General features: G+C 72.3%; 15 protein-coding genes. 3 read left to right on the forward strand and 12 right to left on the reverse strand.

Translation table 11 applies throughout. The features are described 5' to 3' along the window. Positions 1 to 37 precede the first annotated feature (37 nt). Positions 38 to 241: a DUF1918 domain-containing protein gene (locus ACFYUS_RS18040; protein ID WP_388852322.1), complete on the forward strand. Its 204-nt coding sequence runs from the start codon at positions 38 to 40 to the stop codon at positions 239 to 241. Positions 242 to 245: 4 nt separating this feature from the next. Here the strand turns inward: ACFYUS_RS18040 and ACFYUS_RS18045 are convergent, their stop codons facing one another. Next, positions 246 to 1,469, reverse strand: a complete 1,224-nt coding sequence (locus ACFYUS_RS18045) for a glycoside hydrolase family 10 protein (RefSeq protein ID WP_388852325.1) — start codon at positions 1,467 to 1,469, stop codon at positions 246 to 248. Between the two features lie 200 nt (positions 1,470 to 1,669). Here ACFYUS_RS18045 and ACFYUS_RS18050 point away from each other — a divergent pair, with 200 nt between their 5' ends. Next, on the forward strand, positions 1,670 to 2,530 hold the full coding sequence (locus ACFYUS_RS18050; RefSeq protein WP_388852328.1) for a 3-hydroxybutyryl-CoA dehydrogenase: 861 nt from the start codon (positions 1,670 to 1,672) through the stop codon (positions 2,528 to 2,530). A gap of 115 nt (positions 2,531 to 2,645) precedes the next feature. Here the strand turns inward: ACFYUS_RS18050 and ACFYUS_RS18055 are convergent, their stop codons facing one another. The 10 genes from ACFYUS_RS18055 to infC all read right to left on the reverse strand — a co-directional run bounded on the left by ACFYUS_RS18055 (position 2,646) and on the right by infC (position 13,869). Further along, positions 2,646 to 3,176, reverse strand: coding sequence for an NUDIX hydrolase (locus ACFYUS_RS18055; RefSeq protein ID WP_388852330.1), 531 nt, complete (start codon positions 3,174 to 3,176; stop codon positions 2,646 to 2,648). Positions 3,177 to 3,238: 62 nt separating this feature from the next. Next, complete coding sequence (locus tag ACFYUS_RS18060) at positions 3,239 to 4,579, reverse strand: transcriptional regulator (RefSeq protein ID WP_388853006.1); 1,341 nt, start codon at positions 4,577 to 4,579, stop codon at positions 3,239 to 3,241. A gap of 281 nt (positions 4,580 to 4,860) precedes the next feature. Then, the gene (locus tag ACFYUS_RS18065; protein ID WP_388852332.1) at positions 4,861 to 5,928 is read right to left on the reverse strand and encodes a PP2C family protein-serine/threonine phosphatase; all 1,068 of its coding nucleotides are present in this window, start codon (positions 5,926 to 5,928) and stop codon (positions 4,861 to 4,863) included. Positions 5,929 to 6,215: 287 nt separating this feature from the next. Beyond that, positions 6,216 to 8,747: a phenylalanine--tRNA ligase subunit beta gene (pheT, locus tag ACFYUS_RS18070; protein WP_388852334.1), complete on the reverse strand. Its 2,532-nt coding sequence runs from the start codon at positions 8,745 to 8,747 to the stop codon at positions 6,216 to 6,218. Continuing rightward, positions 8,747 to 9,883, reverse strand: coding sequence for a phenylalanine--tRNA ligase subunit alpha (gene pheS / locus ACFYUS_RS18075; RefSeq protein WP_388852337.1), 1,137 nt, complete (start codon positions 9,881 to 9,883; stop codon positions 8,747 to 8,749). The genes pheT and pheS overlap by 1 nt, the downstream gene beginning before the upstream one ends. Before the next feature lie 156 nt (positions 9,884 to 10,039). Continuing rightward, positions 10,040 to 11,251 carry an ATP-binding protein gene (locus tag ACFYUS_RS18080; protein WP_388852340.1) on the reverse strand — a complete coding sequence of 404 codons (1,212 nt, stop codon included), beginning with the start codon at positions 11,249 to 11,251 and terminating at the stop codon, positions 10,040 to 10,042. 81 nt (positions 11,252 to 11,332) lie between these two features. Continuing rightward, entirely contained in the window at positions 11,333 to 12,172 is an 840-nt protein-coding gene (locus ACFYUS_RS18085) for a TrmH family RNA methyltransferase (RefSeq protein WP_388852343.1), read from the reverse strand. Positions 12,173 to 12,324: 152 nt separating this feature from the next. After that, positions 12,325 to 12,711 (reverse strand): 50S ribosomal protein L20, encoded by a 387-nt coding sequence (rplT, locus tag ACFYUS_RS18090; RefSeq protein ID WP_352024520.1) that lies wholly within the window; start codon positions 12,709 to 12,711, stop codon positions 12,325 to 12,327. A 106-nt stretch (positions 12,712 to 12,817) separates the two neighbouring features. Then, positions 12,818 to 13,012, reverse strand: a complete 195-nt coding sequence (gene rpmI, locus ACFYUS_RS18095) for a 50S ribosomal protein L35 (RefSeq protein ID WP_041128339.1) — start codon at positions 13,010 to 13,012, stop codon at positions 12,818 to 12,820. Between the two features lie 125 nt (positions 13,013 to 13,137). After that, on the reverse strand, positions 13,138 to 13,869 hold the full coding sequence (gene infC, locus ACFYUS_RS18100) for a translation initiation factor IF-3 (RefSeq protein ID WP_388852347.1): 732 nt from the start codon (positions 13,867 to 13,869) through the stop codon (positions 13,138 to 13,140). Positions 13,870 to 14,139: 270 nt separating this feature from the next. Between infC and ACFYUS_RS18105 the strand changes: the two genes are divergently transcribed. Beyond that, positions 14,140 to 14,508 carry a DUF1844 domain-containing protein gene (locus tag ACFYUS_RS18105; RefSeq protein ID WP_388852350.1) on the forward strand — a complete coding sequence of 123 codons (369 nt, stop codon included), beginning with the start codon at positions 14,140 to 14,142 and terminating at the stop codon, positions 14,506 to 14,508. A 16-nt stretch (positions 14,509 to 14,524) separates the two neighbouring features. On the opposite strand, the gene ACFYUS_RS18110 is transcribed toward ACFYUS_RS18105, so the two are convergent. Beyond that, a complete protein-coding gene (locus tag ACFYUS_RS18110) occupies positions 14,525 to 15,259 on the reverse strand; it encodes an SseB family protein (RefSeq protein ID WP_388852353.1) in 735 nt (244 codons plus the stop codon). Positions 15,260 to 15,281 lie beyond the last annotated feature (22 nt).

The following is a 15,281-nucleotide window of genomic DNA, read 5'->3' on the forward strand; positions in this document are numbered from 1 at the left end:
AGAACAGGAAGAGCCCGGTCGCGAGGAGGTCACCCCGATGCAGGCGAGCGTGGGCGACAAGCTGCTGGTACACGGCCGGACCGTCGGTCACCACGACCGCACGGCCAAGGTCCTTCAGGTACTGGGGGAGAACGGCACTCCCCCGTACCGCGTGAAGTTCGAGGACGACGGTCACGAGGCCCTGATGTCGCCGGGCCCCGACACCGTCGTACGCCACAGGCCGGAGTCGGGGACCGGCTGATTCCCTACTTCGGCGGACGGGCGCCGGTCGGGTAGTGATCGGCCACCACGGTGGTCATCGCCCCGATCGGGTCCGCGGCGACCTCCTTCGCGGAGAAGAAGCAGTGACCGCCGACCGAGGGGTACGCACGGGCGAGCTCCAGGTGGCGTGAGAGTTCCCGCGGGTCCTGCCAGGCCGCGGGCTGGGCGGGGTCGCCCGCCTTGTAGAGCGCCTCGCCGACGTAGAGGCCGACTCCGGTGTCCCGGACCACCGCGTCCCACCAGGGCAGCAGCTTGGCGTAGTCGGCGGCGGGCAGCCCGATGTTCCAGTACAGCTGCGGGATCACGTGGTCGATCCAGCCCTCCCTGATCCACTTCCGGGTGTCGGCGTACAGGTCGTCGTACGTCTGGACCCCGGCGCGGGAGTCGGAGCCCTCCGGGTCGGTGGCGATGTTCCGCCAGACCCCGAACGGGCTGATGCCGAACGCCGTGTGCTTCTTGATCTCCTTGATCCGGGCGGACATCTCGGAGACCAGCAGGTCGGTGTTGTTCCGCCGCCAGGACGCCTTGTCCGGGAAGTCCCCGCCGTACCGCGCGTACGCCTCGTCGTCGGCGAAGACCTGCCCGGCCACCGGGTACGGATAGAAGTAGTCGTCCCAGTGCACGGCGTCGATGTCGTAGCGGCGCAGCGCGTCCAGCATCGCGTCCTGGACGAAGCTCCTCACCTCGGGCAGTCCGGGGTTGTAGTAGAGCTTCCCGCCGTAGGGCAGTACCCATTCCGGGTGAAGCCGGGCCGGATGGCCGGCGACGAGCCGGCCCGGGTCGGTGTGGTTCGCCACGCGGTACGGGTTGAACCAGGCGTGCAGTTCGAGCCCCCGGGCGTGGGCCTCGTCGACCGCCGTGCCCAGCGGGTCCCAGCCGGGGTCGCGGCCCTGCGTGCCGGTCAGGTACTGCGCCCACGGCTCGTACGGCGAGGGCCACAGGGCGTCGGCGGTCGGCCGGACCTGGAGGACCACCGTGTTGAGCCGGCGTTCGACGGCCGTGTCCAGGTGGCCGAGCAGCTCCTCGCGCTGCCGCTCGGCGCTCAGCCCGGCGCGGGAGGGCCAGTCGCGGTTGGCGACCGTCGCCAGCCACATGCCACGGAATTCCCGCTTCCGGTACGGCTTCCGCCGTGCCGGCGGCGGGGCACCGGCCACCGAGGCTCCTGTCGTTCCCGTCACGGCGAGCGCCGCTCCGCCGACACCGGCCACGAACCCTCTTCTGCCGATAGGCCGCACTTGTACCCCTCCTCTGTCGGATACGTCACACGCACCCGGACAGCATGCCCGCCCCAGACGATCGATCATCGGTTAATGAGCGGTAACGTCGTGGGGGTAGAGACGGACGCACCCGGAATCACACGGGCGCTCCGCCGACGGAGAAGAGCGAAAGGCACGAGGTGACGGACTCCATGGCCGACATTGAGCGCGTCGGAGTGGTGGGCTGCGGCCAGATGGGCGCAGGCATCGCAGAGGTGTGTGCCCGGAGCGGGCTTGAGGTGAAGGTCGCCGAGACCACCGGCGAGGCGCTGGAGATCGGCCGCGCACGGCTCTACAACTCGCTGGCGAAGGCCGCCGAACGCGGCAAGATCAGCGAGGAGGAGCGGGACGCGACGCTCGCCCGCCTCAGCTTCACCACCGACCTGGGCGAGTTCGCCGACCGCGACCTCGTCATCGAGGCGGTCGTGGAGAACGAGCAGGTCAAGACCGAGATCTTCCAGGTCCTCGACCAGGTGATCACCCGGCCGGACGCCATCCTGGCCTCGAACACCTCCTCCATCCCGCTGGTGAAGCTGGCGGTGGCGACCTCCCGCCCCGACCAGGTCATCGGCATCCACTTCTTCAACCCGGCCCCGGTGCAGAAGCTCGTCGAGCTGATCCCGGCCCTCACCACCTCCGAGGGCACGATCAGCCGGGCGCAGGCCTTCGCGGAGAAGGTCCTCGGCAAGCACGCGATCCGCGCCCAGGACCGCTCCGGCTTCGTGGTCAACGCGCTGCTCGTGCCGTACCTCCTCTCGGCGATCCGGATGTTCGAGTCGGGCATCGCGAGCCGCGAGGACATCGACAACGGCATGGAGTTCGGCTGCGCCCACCCGATGGGCCCGCTGAAGCTCTCCGACCTGATCGGCCTGGACACGATCGCGTCGATCGCCGACTCGATGTACTCCGAGTTCAAGGAGCCGCTGTACGCCGCTCCCCCGCTGCTCCAGCGCATGGTGGACGCGGGTCGGCTGGGCCGGAAGACGGGCTCGGGCTTCTACCCGTACTCCTGAACGACCGGCACCCCCAGACACGGAGTCCGGCGTCCGACCCCTGACGCCGAACTCCGGCCGGACGGCCCGCATCCCCGCACAGGTACGGGCCGTCCGGCACATCCCGCTCCCCGTCTCAGCCGAGGCGCAGATGGTGGAGCATCAGCAGTCCGGCCGCCATGTTGGCCGCCGGGATCTCGCCCCGGGCGATCATGTCGGGGATCTGTTTCAGCGGGATCCAGGCCCGCCGCGAGGACTCGAACGCGTCCTCGGGCGGCCCTGTGTAGGTGGCCCGTTCCGCCCAGTAGAGGTGGTGGCGGGCGTCGGTGAGGCCGTTCGAGGGTTCGACGGTGAGGAGATGGCGCAGCGGCCCCGGCCGCCAGCCGGTCTCCTCCTCCATCTCGCGGGCGGCGGCGGCCTCGATGTCCTCGCCGTCCTCGACGACGCCGGCGGCCAGCTCCCAGCCCCAGCTGTCGGTGATGAAGCGGTGGCGCCAGAGCATCAGGACTTCGTCGGCCTCGTTGACGGCCGTCGCGACGGCGACCGGGCGGAGCCGGATCAGATAGTGGTCGAGGTGGCGGCCGTCCGGGAGTTCGACGTCCGCGAGGTTCACCCGGAACCAGCGGTTCTCATAGACGGAGCGTTCACTCAGTTTCGTCCACTGCACGTTCTTGCCACCTTCCGATCGGTCGGTGCTTGTTTGGTGGCAATATCGCAGCAGTTGACGGCTCACAGGGGAACGCGCAGCGCGCCGTCGATGAGGGCGGCGGCCTCCCGGGCGTCCCCGCCGCCGCTCGCGAGGAGATGCTCCCGGACCTGCGTCAGCCGGTCCCGCACCCGCCGCGAATCCATCCCCCGCGCCTGCTCCGTCATCTCCACCGCCGTGCGCGCCGCCCCGTCGGCCTCTCCCTGCCGCAGTTCGATCTGGCACAGCATGGCGAGCCGGTGCACCCGGCCCCGGTCGTGCGAGGGCATCCCGACCGCCGCCGACGCGTGCTCGTGGGCCGCCGCGAGTTCACCCAGACCGAGGAGGGCCTCCGCGACCTGGACGTTGACGAGCCCCGGCTGGACGTAACCGGTCTCGACCGGCTCCTCCCCCGGGCTGATCCGCTCCGCCGCCGCCTCGGCCCGCCCGATGCAGGCCAACGCGGCCGCCCCGTCGCCCAGATGCGCGTACGCCTTCGCCTGCATCGCCGTCAGGTCGGCGGCCAGCGCCGGGGTGATCCGCCGTCCCGCCGCCCGCAGCGCCGCCTCCGCGAACGCCACCGCCTGCCGGTACTCCCCCAGGAACAGGGACTGGTTGACCAGGAGCGCGATCACATACGCGCCGAACCCCCGGTCCCCGCTCGCCTTCGCGAGCCGCAGCGCCTGGTGGAAGTAGCGCTGGGCCAGCCCGTGCGCGTCGGCGTCGTACGCGCAGATCCCGGCCACCGCGACCAGCCCGCCGGTCGCCCGGTGCAGACGCCGCCCCAGCGCGTCGCCGTACGCGCCCCTGAGCAGCGGCGCGGTCTGGGCGTTGAGGAAGCCGACGATCCGGGCCCGGGTCGCGATGCCGCCGGCCCTGCGGTACATCTGCTCGTAGTGCGACCGGGCGGCGATCAGGACGGTGATGTCGGCCGCCGAGACCGTCGTCCGGCCCGTACGGGAGACGTCCACGTCCTCCGGCGGGTTCTCCCACTCCCACACGGGCATCACCGCCGGGGTGCCGGTCACGGCGGCCGCGGCGACCATGTGCGGCCGCTGCTGCTCGTCGGAACGCCACAGCGCGGCCGCCCGCTCCACGAAGACGGAGAGCGGCGAACCGGCCGCCGCGGGCGGGCCGCCCGGCACCCCGAGGCCGATGTCGTCCAGGGTCACCTGCCGGTGCAGCCGGGCGGCCAGCACCTCGCAGATCAGGTCCGGCACCTGGCCTCGCGGCCGCTGGCCCTTCAACCAGCGTGCCACGGCGGTGTGTTCGTACCGCAGGGCGAGGCCCCGGGCCCGGCCCGCCCGGTTCACATGGGCGGCCAGGCCCGCGTTCGAGACGCCCGCCTCGTCGAGCAGGGCGTCGAGCAGGGTGTTGGGCTGCATGGCCGCTCCGGTGGCTCGCATGGCCGCTCCGCTCGCTCGGTGGGCTCAGCGTAGCGGTGGCCGATTTCGCACGGGGTGTGAACGAAGTACCCGTTCTCCCGGTCCGCGTACTCTGCCACGCTCGTCCCGGCCCCGGTTGACTGTGCTTCTCGCCGCAAGGCGACGACCGGGCCGCCGGCTCCCCCTCGTACAGTGCGGCCGCCCGGTCCGCGCCGTCCGCCCCGCTGATCTGCCCGACACTCCGTGGCGGGGCGGGCGGCGCCGGTCCCGGCCCCCTCCGCTCAGCAGTGCGAGGAGGGGGCGGGCCGGGGACGGCGCAGCCCGGGTTCGGCGGGCTGCGCCGGTACCCGGACACGGTCGTTGCGTACGACGAGCAGCGCGATGTCGTCGGCGGGCCGGCCGCCCGTGTGGTGCAGCAGCTCCTCGTGGACCCGGCGGACCACGGCGGCGGGCGCCTCCCCGGGCATCGCGGCCAGGGCCGCGTCCAGCGCGAAGAACCGGCCCCGCCGGTCACGCGCCTCCTCCGCGCCGTCGGTGTGCAAGACCAGCGTCTCGCCGGGCAGCAGCCGGGCCGCCGCGTACGGCACGATCGCGGCGGGCAGCGGCAGCACCCCGAGCGGGGGCAGCGGGTCCCCGACCGGGAGCCGCTCCACCCGGTGTCCGAGGCGGTACGGGCCGGGGTGGCCGCAGTTGAGGACGGCGAGACGCCCGTCGGCGCGGACCTCCAGGAGCAGCAGGGTGACGAACTCCTCCGCCGCCGGGTGCTCGGGGTCCGCCCCCGCCCGCGCCGGGTGCTCGTCCCGCGCCCGCTCCCGCAGATGACGCTCCAGGGCCCGCTCCAACCGCCGCAGCACCCCGGCGAGTTCGGGCTCGTCGTGGGCGGCCTCGCGGAAGCTGCCGAGCACCGCGACCACCGCGCCGAGCGCGGCGAGCCCATGGCCCCGGACGTCCCCGATGACGATCCGCACCCCGTAGGGGGTGGCCACCGCCTCGTACAGGTCGCCGCCGACGGACGCGCCCCGGGAGGCGGACAGCTGCCCGGCGGCCAGCGCGAGACCGTCGAGCCGGGCCGGCGGCGGGCGCAGCAGGACCCGCTGGGTGGCGGCCGCGACGGCCCGGACCCGGTCCAGTTCCCGCACGAGCCCCCGTCGCATGCCCAGCACCATGCCGAAGCCCACGGTGACGAAGACGACGCTGGTGGCGATCCGCATGGGCAGCCCCGGCTGCCGGGCCAGCGGACAGCCGAACCTCCACGCCACGGCCACGGCACCCCACGCGGCGGGAAGGCCGAGCGGGGCCAGTCGGCGGAGCCGGGAGCCATCTGCGGGCAACGACCTGGTACGGATCATGCACGGCCCTTCCCGAGCCACGACAGCGCCCGAAGGCCCTGCGGCACACAGGTCCGCGCCTGCGGCCGCGTCGATTCTGCCGACCCCTCGGTCCGCCGCGGAACACCCCTCGGCGATCTCACCCGAAGGAGTGAGCACCCCTGCCGCGCCGCCCTCCGCCAGGGCTCCGCCACGGGCACGGGCGGCCGGATCCCGAGCGGGCGTGCGGATCCAGGGCTCCGTCGAACGGCGGAGGGCCGCCCCGGGGAATCCCCGGGGCGGCCCTCCTGGTGGTGCTGCCGTGCCGGTCAGGCGCCGCGCAGGACGGCGCCGGTGCGCTCGGTGGCCAGGGCGACCGCGGCGTCACGGGCCGCGGTGGCCTCGTCGACCGTGAGGGTGCGGTCCGGGGCGCGGAACTTCAGCGCGTACGCCAGGGACTTGCTGCCCTCGCCGAGCTGGTCGCCGGTGTAGACGTCGAACAGCCGGATGGACTCCAGGAGTTCACCCGCGCCCTCGGTGAGGGCGGCCTCGACGTCGGAGGCCGGGACGTCGGAGGCGACGACCAGGGCGACGTCCTGGGTGGCGACCGGGAAGGAGGAGATACGGGGGGCCTTCACAGGACCCTCGTTCGCCTTCTCCAGGAGGTCCAGGTCGATCTCCATCGCGCAGGCGCGGGCCGGGAGGCCGAACGCCTTCACCACGCGCGGGTGGAGCTCGCCGGCGTGGCCGACGAGGACCTTCTCGCCGTCCACCTCGACGTGGAACGCGGCGCAGCGGCCCGGGTGCCAGGGCGCGTGCTGGTCGGCGCTGATGATCAGCTCGACGCCGGCCTCGGCGGCCACGGTCCGGCCGGCCTCGATCGCGTCCGCCCAGTCGGACGGGCGGCCCTTGCCCCACCAGCCGGCCTGCTCGCGCGCACCGGCGAGGACGACGGCGGCGCGGCGCGGCTGCTCGGGCAACGCGGCGTTGACCCGGGCGATCTCCTCGTCGGAGGGGCGCTGGTCGACGCCCAGGCGGACGGCGACGCCCGGCTGGCCCTCGGTCGGGCGGAAGACCAGACCGGTCTCGAAGAGCGCCAGGTCGTGGCTGCCGCGGCTGTCGTTGCGACGGAGCGCGCCGAGCAGGCCCGGGAGCAGCGTCGTACGGAGCGCGGGCTCCTCGTCGGAGAGCGGGTTGACCAGCTTCACGACACGGCGACGGGCGTCGTCCGCGTCGAGGCCGAGGTGGTCGAGGGCCTGCTCGCCGATGAACGGGTAGTTCAGCGCCTCGACGTAGCCGGCGCCGGCCAGGGCGCGGCCCACGCGGCGGTGGGTGCGCTGGCGCTCGGTGAGTCCGCGGCCGGCCGGGGGCTTCGGCAGCGTGGAGGGCAGGTTCTCGTAGCCCTCCAGGCGGATGACCTCTTCGGCCAGGTCGTTCGGCACGTAGAGGTCGGGACGCCACGACGGGACGGTGACGACGAGCTCGTCCTGGCCGTAGACGTCGCAGCCGACCTCCTGGAGGCGGCGGACGACGATCTCGCGGCCGTAGTCGACGCCCGCGACCTTGTCGGGGTGGTTCGCCGGCATGGTGATGGTGTGCGGCGCGGAGGGGGCGGCGATCTCGGTGACGCCGGCCTCCGCGGTGCCGCCCGCGAGGAGCACGAGCAGGTCGACCGTGCGCTGCGCGGCAGCGGCGGCGGCCTGCGGGTCGACACCGCGCTCGAAGCGCTTGGACGCCTCGGAGGACAGCTTGTGGCGGCGGGCCGTGCGGGCGATCGAGATCGCGTCGAAGTGCGCGGCCTCGATGACGACCTCGGTGGTGCCGGTGACGGCGCCGGTCTCGGGGTCGGTGACCGGGTCGGCGATCTCGGTGTTGGCCCCGCCCATGACACCGGCGAGGCCGATGGGCCCGCTGTTGTCGGTGATGACCAGGTCGCCCGAGTCGAGGACGCGGGCGGTGCCGTCGAGCGTGGTGAACTTCTCGCCGGCGGCGGCGCGGCGGACCCCGATGGGCCCGTCGACGCGGCTGCGGTCGTAGGCGTGCAGCGGCTGGCCGAGTTCGATCATCACGTAGTTGGTGATGTCGACGGCGAGCGAGATCGGGCGCATGCCGGCCTTCTGCAGGCGGCGCTGCATCCAGATCGGGCTGCGGGCCTCGGGGTCGAGACCGGTGACGGTGCGGGCGGTGAAGCGGTCGCAGCCGAGCGGGTCCGCGATCTGCACCGGGTAGCCGAACGCGTTGGGCGCGGGCACGTCGAGCAGCGCCGGGTCGCGCAGCGGCAGGCCGTAGGCGGTGGCCGTCTCGCGGGCGACGCCGCGCATCGAGAGGCAGTAGCCGCGGTCCGGGGTGACGGCGATGTCGAGGACCTCGTCGTACAGCTCCAGGAGGACCGTGGCGTCCGTGCCGACCTCGTGCTCCGGCGGCAGCACGATGATGCCGTGCGTGCCGTCGTCGCCCATGCCGAGCTCGTCGCCGGAGCAGATCATGCCCCGGGAGACGCGGCCGTACGTCTTGCGCTCGGCGATCCGGAAGTCTCCGGGGAGCACGGCGCCGGGCAGGGCCACGACGACCTTGTCGCCCTCGGCGAAGTTCCGGGCGCCGCAGATGATCTCCTGGGGCTCGCCGGTGCCGTTGGCCTGGCCGACGTCGACGGTGCAGAAGCGGATGGGCTTCTTGAACTCCGTCAGCTCCTCGATGGTGAGGACCTTGCCGACCACCAGCGGGCCGGTCAGGCCGGCGCCGAGCTGCTCGACGGTCTCGACCTCGAGGCCGGCCGAAATGAGCTTGGCCTGGACGTCGCGGCCGGTGGTGGTCTCCGGCAGGTCGACGTACTCCCGCAGCCAAGAAAGCGGGACCCGCATCAGATCTCCATCCCGAACGGCCGGGTGAACCGGACGTCACCCTCGACCATGTCTCGCATGTCTTCCACGTTGTGGCGGAACATCAGCATCCGCTCGATGCCGAACCCGAAGGCGAATCCGCTGTACTTCTCGGGGTCCACACCGGCGGCGACGAGCACCTTCGGGTTGACCATGCCGCAGCCGCCGAGCTCGATCCAGCCCTCGCTGCCGCAGGTGCGGCAGGGACGGTCCGGGTTGCCGACGGACTCGCCGCGGCAGACGTAGCAGAGCATGTCCATCTCTGCGGACGGCTCGGTGAAGGGGAAGAAGTTCGGCCGCAGCCGGGTCTTCATGTCCGGGCCGAAGAGCGCCTGGACCATGTGGTCGAGGGTGCCCTTGAGGTCGGCCATGGTCAGGCCCTCGTCGACGGCGAGCAGCTCGATCTGGTGGAAGACCGGGGTGTGCGTGGCGTCGAGCTCGTCGGTGCGGTAGACGCGGCCGGGGCACACCACGTAGACCGGGGGCTCCCGGTCGATGAGGGTGCGGGCCTGGACCGGCGAGGTGTGCGTACGGAGCACGACACCGGACTCGTCGCCCGTGGTGACGGTTCCCTCGGTGGTTCCCTGGACGAAGAAGGTGTCCTGCATCTGCCGGGCCGGGTGGTCCGGGACGAAGTTGAGGGCGTCGAAGTTGAACCACTCCGCCTCGACCTCGGGGCCTTCGGCGACCTCGTACCCCATGGCGACGAAGACGTCGGAGACCCGCTCCATGAGCGTGGTCAGCGGGTGCCGGGCACCGGCCGGGACGCGGTCGTACGGCAGGGTGACGTCGACGGCCTCCTCGACGAGGACGCGTGCGTCGCGCTCGGCCTCCAGCTCGGCCTGCCGGGCGGCGAGCGCCTTGGAGACGAGGCCGCGGGCCTGGCCCACGATCTTTCCGGCGGCGGCCTTGGCCTGCGGGGGCAGGGCGCCGATCTCACGGTTGGCGAGCGCCAGCGGCGAGGTGCCACCGGTGTGCGCGGTCTTCGCGTGTGCGAGCGCGTCGAGGTCGCCTGCGGCGGCGAAGGCGGCGAGCGCCTCGTCCCGCATGCGCTCGATCTCTTCCGGTTTCAAGGCCTCGACCTCGACCGGGTCGTACGACTTATTGGGTGCCGACATCTCTTCCCGTGCTTCCGTTGGCTGGCTGGGCGGCCCCGCTCGACGTCAAGGGCGCAAACGTGCCAAAGGACGAGTCTAACGGGGTGAGGGGACGCGAATGAGCCCGTGGGCGGCCGGGCGGCTCCTGAGTCTCGTACGGTCTCGACTGCTGAGACCTCAGAGGAGATGGGCCGGGGTGCCGACGGGCAGGATAAATCGGAACTCGGCCCCGCCGCGGGGGGCCCGTCCGACGGTGATGGTGCCGCCGTGGGCCTCGACGACGCCTTTGACGATGTAGAGGCCGAGGCCCGTGCCGCCGCGCTTGCTGCCCCGCCAGAAGCGGGTGAAGACGCGGCTCATCGACGCTTCGGGGATGCCGGGGCCCTCGTCGCGCACGGTGACCTCCGTCCCCTCTTCTCCGTCGTCTCCCAGCGTGGTGGGTGCCACCTCGATGGTGACGGTTCCGTCGCCGTGGCGCACCGCGTTTTCGAGGAGGTTGCCGAGGATCTGGTCGATCTTGTCGGGGTCGGCCCAGAGCGCGGGCAGCTGTGGCCTGATCCGTACGAAGAAACGGTCCGGGGACTGGCCGCCGGTGGTGTGCACCTGGATGTGCCGGCCGATGGCGGCGGCGATGTCGACGGGCTGGCGGCGCACTTCGAGGCGGCCCGAGTCGATCCGGGAGATGTCGAGGAGTTCGGCGATGAGCCGCTTGATGCGGCCCGCGTCGGCGTCGACGGTCTCCAGCATGAGCCGCTTCTGCTCGTCGTTGAACCGCTCCCACTTGTCCAGGAGGGTGGCGGTGAAGCCCTTCACGGAGGTGAGCGGGGAGCGCAGCTCGTGGGCGACGGTGGCGATCAGCTCGGCGTGGCTGCGCTCGGTGCGGCGGCGCGCCTCGGTGCCGCGCAGGGAGACCACGACCCGGCGGACGGGCCCGGTGGGGTGCTCACGGACGTACCGGGCGGAGACGAGGACCTCGCGGCCGCCGGGCAGCAGCAGATTGCGCTCGGGCTGGCCCCTGCGGGTGGAGAGGCCGCCGTACGGATCGGTCAGCGCCCACCAGCGGCGCCCCTTGAGGTCCTCCAGGGGCAGCGCCTCTTCGAGGGGGAGCCCGAGGGCCCGGTCGCCGGGGACGGCGGTGATGCGGCCGGCGGCGGCGTTGAAGCAGACGACGCGGCCGGTCTCGTCGGCGATGACGAGACCGTCGGGCAGGTCGTCGGGATCGATCCCGGCGAACACGTCGGTCGATACGGGGCCGGGGCCGGGTGGCTCTGCGGCGGCTCCGGGCGGCGCGGGGCTGGTTCCCTGCGGCTCGGGGCCGGTTTCGGGGGGCTCCGGGGCGCGCGGGGTGCTGCTCCGTGCCTGTGCGGGACTGTCCGTGCCGACCGTCATCCCCGTTCCCCACCCCTCCGTGCAGTGCAGTGGGCCCCCGAGTGCGTCACTCTACTGGGCGGGGAGGGCGGAATGGACCCCTCAGGCGGAGGTTCGGGGGCGCTGGGCGCGGGCGGAGGCGTACAGGCAGACCGCGGCGGCGGTGGCGAGGTTGAGGCTCTCGGCCTTGCCGTGGATCGGGACGCGGACGACGGCGTCGGCGAGCGCCCGGGTCTCCTCGGGCAGTCCCCAGGCCTCGTTGCCGAAGATCCAGGCGGTGGGCCCGCCCATGGTGCCGGCGTCGAGCTCGTCGTCGAGGTCGTCCTGACCGGCCCCGTCGGCGGCGAGGATCCGTACGCCCGCGCTCTTGAGGCCGGCGACGGCCTGCTCGACGGGGACGCCGACGGCCACCGGCAGGTGGAAGAGGGAGCCGACGGAGGCGCGGACGGACTTGGGGTTGTAGAGGTCGACGGAGGCGTCGGTGAGGACGACGGCGTCGGCGCCGGCCGCGTCGGCGCAGCGCAGCACGGTGCCGGCGTTCCCGGGGTCGCGGACGTGCGCGAGGACGGCGACCAGCTTGGGCTTGGCGGCGATGATGTCCTCGAACGGCGAGTCGAGGAAGCGGCAGACGCCGACGAGGCCCTGCGGGGTGACGGTCTGGGAGACCTCGGCGAGGACGGCGTCGGAGGCGAAGTGGACGCGGGCGCCGGCGGCGCGGGCGGCGTCGATGATCGCGGCGTAGCGCTCGGCGGCCTCGACGGTGGTGAACAGCTCGACGAGGGTGGGCTCGCCGCCGGCGCCCCGGTGCTCGACGGCCTCGCGGACGGCCTGCGGGCCCTCGGCGATGAAGAGGCGGTCCTTGCCCCGGAAGTTGCGCTTGGCGAGCCGCCGGGCGGCGACGACGCGCGGGGAACGCGGGGAGATCAGCTCGGGGGTGACCATGAGGTGCGGCGGTTCTCTCTTCGGGGCCGGGGACGGTACGGGCGGCCGGTGGTCCTACGGGCCGGGCTAGGGGTTTCCTGGGGCCGACGCACCCGGACCCGCAGGCGCGAGCGCGCTGCGGGTCCGGGCGGAAGTACTGCGGGCCTGGAAGATCAGGCGGCGACCTTCGGGGCGTTGACGTCGGCCGGGAGGGCCTTCTGCGCGACCTCGACCAGCGCGGCGAACGCGTTGATGTCGTTGACGGCCAGCTCGGCGAGGATCTTGCGGTCCACCTCGATGTTGGCGGCCTTCAGACCCTGGATGAGGCGGTTGTACGTCATGCCGTTCTGGCGGGCAGCGGCGTTGATGCGCTGGATCCACAGCTGACGGAAGTCGCCCTTGCGCTTCTTGCGGTCGTTGTAGTTGTAGACCAGCGAGTGGGTGACCTGCTCCTTGGCCTTGCGGTACAGGCGCGAACGCTGACCGCGGTAGCCGGAGGCCTGCTCGAGGATCGCCCGGCGCTTCTTGTGGGCGTTGACTGCCCGCTTGACGCGTGCCACTTCTTAACTCCTTGTAGCGGGGTCGTGGTGGTCCTCACACGACCCGAAAAACGGATGGGTCCCGGACGGTGCCGGATGCCCTCGTCGCCGAGGGCGGGAGATCAGATCAGATGCCCAGCATCTTCTTGATCTTGGCGGAGTCACCCGGGGCCATCTCGGCGTTGCCGGTGAGGCGACGCGTCAGCTTGGACGACTTGTGCTCGAGCAGGTGGCGCTTACCGGCGCGCTCGCGCAGGATCTTGCCGGAGCCGGTGACCTTGAAGCGCTTCTTGGCACCGGAGTGCGTCTTGTTCTTCGGCATAGCGCCGTTCTCTCCTCGTCAGTGGCGCTCCCCCCGGTGCGGGCACCGGTCGGCGGGGAGCGTCATTCTTCGATTGGGTGGGACCGGACGGAATCCGGGGGCCGCCGGGAGGCAGCCCCCGCGGATCACGCCTCGGCGTTCTCGGCCGGGGTCTCGGTCGAGGTCTCCTCGGCAGCGGCGGCGGGGGCCTCGGACGTACCGCCCTGGCGCTCCGCCTTGCGCGCGGCCTGGGCCTCGCGAGCCTCGGCCATGGCCTCGGTCTTCTTCTTGTGCGGACCGAGAACCATGATCATGTTCCGGCCGTCCTGCTTCGGGTTGGACTCGATGAATCCAAGCTCCTGGACGTCCTCGGCAAGGCGCTGCAGAAGTCGGTAACCGAGCTCCGGGCGGGACTGCTCACGACCACGGAACATGATCGTGATCTTGACCTTGTCGCCCTGCTTGAGGAACCGGACGACGTGACCCTTCTTGGTGTCATAGTCGTGCGGGTCGATCTTCGGCCGGAGCTTCATCTCCTTGATGACCGTGTGCGCCTGGTTCTTGCGCGCCTCACGGGCCTTCATGGCCGACTCGTACTTGAACTTCCCGTAGTCCATGAGCTTGCACACGGGCGGGCGGGCGTTCGCCGCGACCTCGACCAGGTCCAGGTCGTACTCCTGAGCGAGCTCCAGGGCCTTGGCAAGGGGGACGATGCCCACCTGCTCGCCGCTGGGGCCGACAAGACGCACCTCGGGAACGCGAATCCGCTCGTTGATGCGGGGCTCGGCGCTGATGGATCCTCCTCGGTAGCACCACGCGACCGCCTTGGCGGACGGACACGTCACGTGAAACAGTTGAGACCAACCGGGCCGGTACATGAAAAATGCCCCGGACGGTACACAGGCGGGGCTCCACGGAAAACCGGAGCACCACCACGGTGAACCGCGGGGCGCACATCGGGCGGCTCCATCGTCCGTACGGAACGATGGGCGCCACCTGACCGGTGACCCGCCACCCGTGAGGGTGGTCAGGTGGGAGTACGGAGCCTCCACTTGTGGGCCGGACACAGAGATGTCCGGCCGGTCGTTACACAAGGTTAGCAGGACCCGGCGGTCGGCGCGAACCGTACGTCCGCTTATCGTGTGGGCATGAGCGAGACGCCCCAGAACGAGTCCACGGACTCCCCCGACTTCGAATCCATGACCCGCGACATCGCGGAGGTCCCGGCGGTCGAGGTGATCGTGACGGTCGCCGTCAACCTGATGAGCGCCGCCGCGGTGAAGCTCGGGCTCACCGAGGAGGGCGACAAGTACAAGGACCTCGACGAGGCGCGCAAGCTGATCCACGCGCTCGCGGGCCTCCTGGACGCCGGCGCGACGGAGGTCTCCTCCTTCCACGCGGCGCCCCTGCGGGACGGCCTGAAGTCCCTCCAGCTCGCCTTCCGCGAGGCCTCCCTGATCCCGGACGAGCCGGGCCAGGGGCCGGGCGAGAAGTACACGGGCCCCGTGTACGGCTAGGACCCGGTCGGGACGGTTACCGCTTGACGTAGAAGGGCTCGCCGGGAGGCGTGGCCGAGGCCGGCAGGAGTGCCAGGTCGAGGCCCCGCACCAGGCGGGCCCTCAGTGTTTCGTCGGCGGCCAGGGCGCGGGCGACGCGCTGGGCGGCCTCCGCCGGGGAGGCGTCGGCGTCGAGGACCAGGGCGAGGGTGCCGTCGGCGGTGCCGGGGCCCAGGTGGGCGCGGAGCACGGCCGGCTCGGCGGCGACGGCGGCGCGCACGGCGTCCCGTACGGCCGGGTCGTCGAGCGGGTCGGTGCTGGAGCGGCCCTCGGCGAGGGCGAGCAGCGCGGAGCCGGTCACCTGGTACGGCACGGGGCCGGACATGTCCAGGACCAGGGTGTCGGCCTTCTCGTGGACGAGGGCGGCGAGGGCCTGGTGGGTGGGGACGGCCACGGGGCGGGCCTCGGGGTCCCAGAGGGCGAGCGAGGCGATCGAGGTGAAGGCCGGCAGGGCCCGCCGGTCGCCGGCCGTGAGGGTGGGGACGGCCATGTCGCTCGTCTTCTCCTGCTTCAGGCCCGTCTCGGGGTCGATCTCGACCTCGCCGAGGACGGCGACCACGGGGACGAGCAGCCGGGCCCCCCTCAGGGCTTCGAGGACCGGGCCGTGGGCGGTTCTGTCCTCCGCCCAGGCCGCGAGGGCCGCGGCGAGCCGCGGGTCGGCGGTGCCGTCGTCTTCGGAGAAACCGGGGTCAGGGATGTTCTTGAGCGCCACGCACCGAGCCTAACCGGCGCCT

Source organism: Streptomyces sp. NPDC004284, assembly GCF_042874035.1.
Classification (GTDB): domain Bacteria; phylum Actinomycetota; class Actinomycetes; order Streptomycetales; family Streptomycetaceae; genus Streptomyces.

Bases quoted from the DNA above. Each gene is read 5' to 3' on its own strand.
- ACFYUS_RS18040 (WP_388852322.1), top strand. From the start codon at position 38: ATGCAGGCGAGCGTGGGCGACAAGCTGCTGGTACACGGCCGGACCGTC.
- ACFYUS_RS18050 (WP_388852328.1), top strand. From the start codon at position 1,670: ATGGCCGACATTGAGCGCGTCGGAGTGGTGGGCTGCGGCCAGATGGGC.
- ACFYUS_RS18060 (WP_388853006.1), bottom strand. From the start codon at position 4,579: ATGCAGCCCAACACCCTGCTCGACGCCCTGCTCGACGAGGCGGGCGTC.
- ACFYUS_RS18065 (WP_388852332.1), bottom strand. From the start codon at position 5,928: ATGATCCGTACCAGGTCGTTGCCCGCAGATGGCTCCCGGCTCCGCCGA.
- pheT (WP_388852334.1), bottom strand. From the start codon at position 8,747: ATGCGGGTCCCGCTTTCTTGGCTGCGGGAGTACGTCGACCTGCCGGAG.
- pheS (WP_388852337.1), bottom strand. From the start codon at position 9,883: ATGTCGGCACCCAATAAGTCGTACGACCCGGTCGAGGTCGAGGCCTTG.
- ACFYUS_RS18080 (WP_388852340.1), bottom strand. From the start codon at position 11,251: ATGACGGTCGGCACGGACAGTCCCGCACAGGCACGGAGCAGCACCCCG.
- ACFYUS_RS18085 (WP_388852343.1), bottom strand. From the start codon at position 12,172: ATGGTCACCCCCGAGCTGATCTCCCCGCGTTCCCCGCGCGTCGTCGCC.
- rpmI (WP_041128339.1), bottom strand. From the start codon at position 13,012: ATGCCGAAGAACAAGACGCACTCCGGTGCCAAGAAGCGCTTCAAGGTC.
- infC (WP_388852347.1), bottom strand. From the start codon at position 13,869: ATGTACCGGCCCGGTTGGTCTCAACTGTTTCACGTGACGTGTCCGTCC.
- ACFYUS_RS18105 (WP_388852350.1), top strand. From the start codon at position 14,140: ATGAGCGAGACGCCCCAGAACGAGTCCACGGACTCCCCCGACTTCGAA.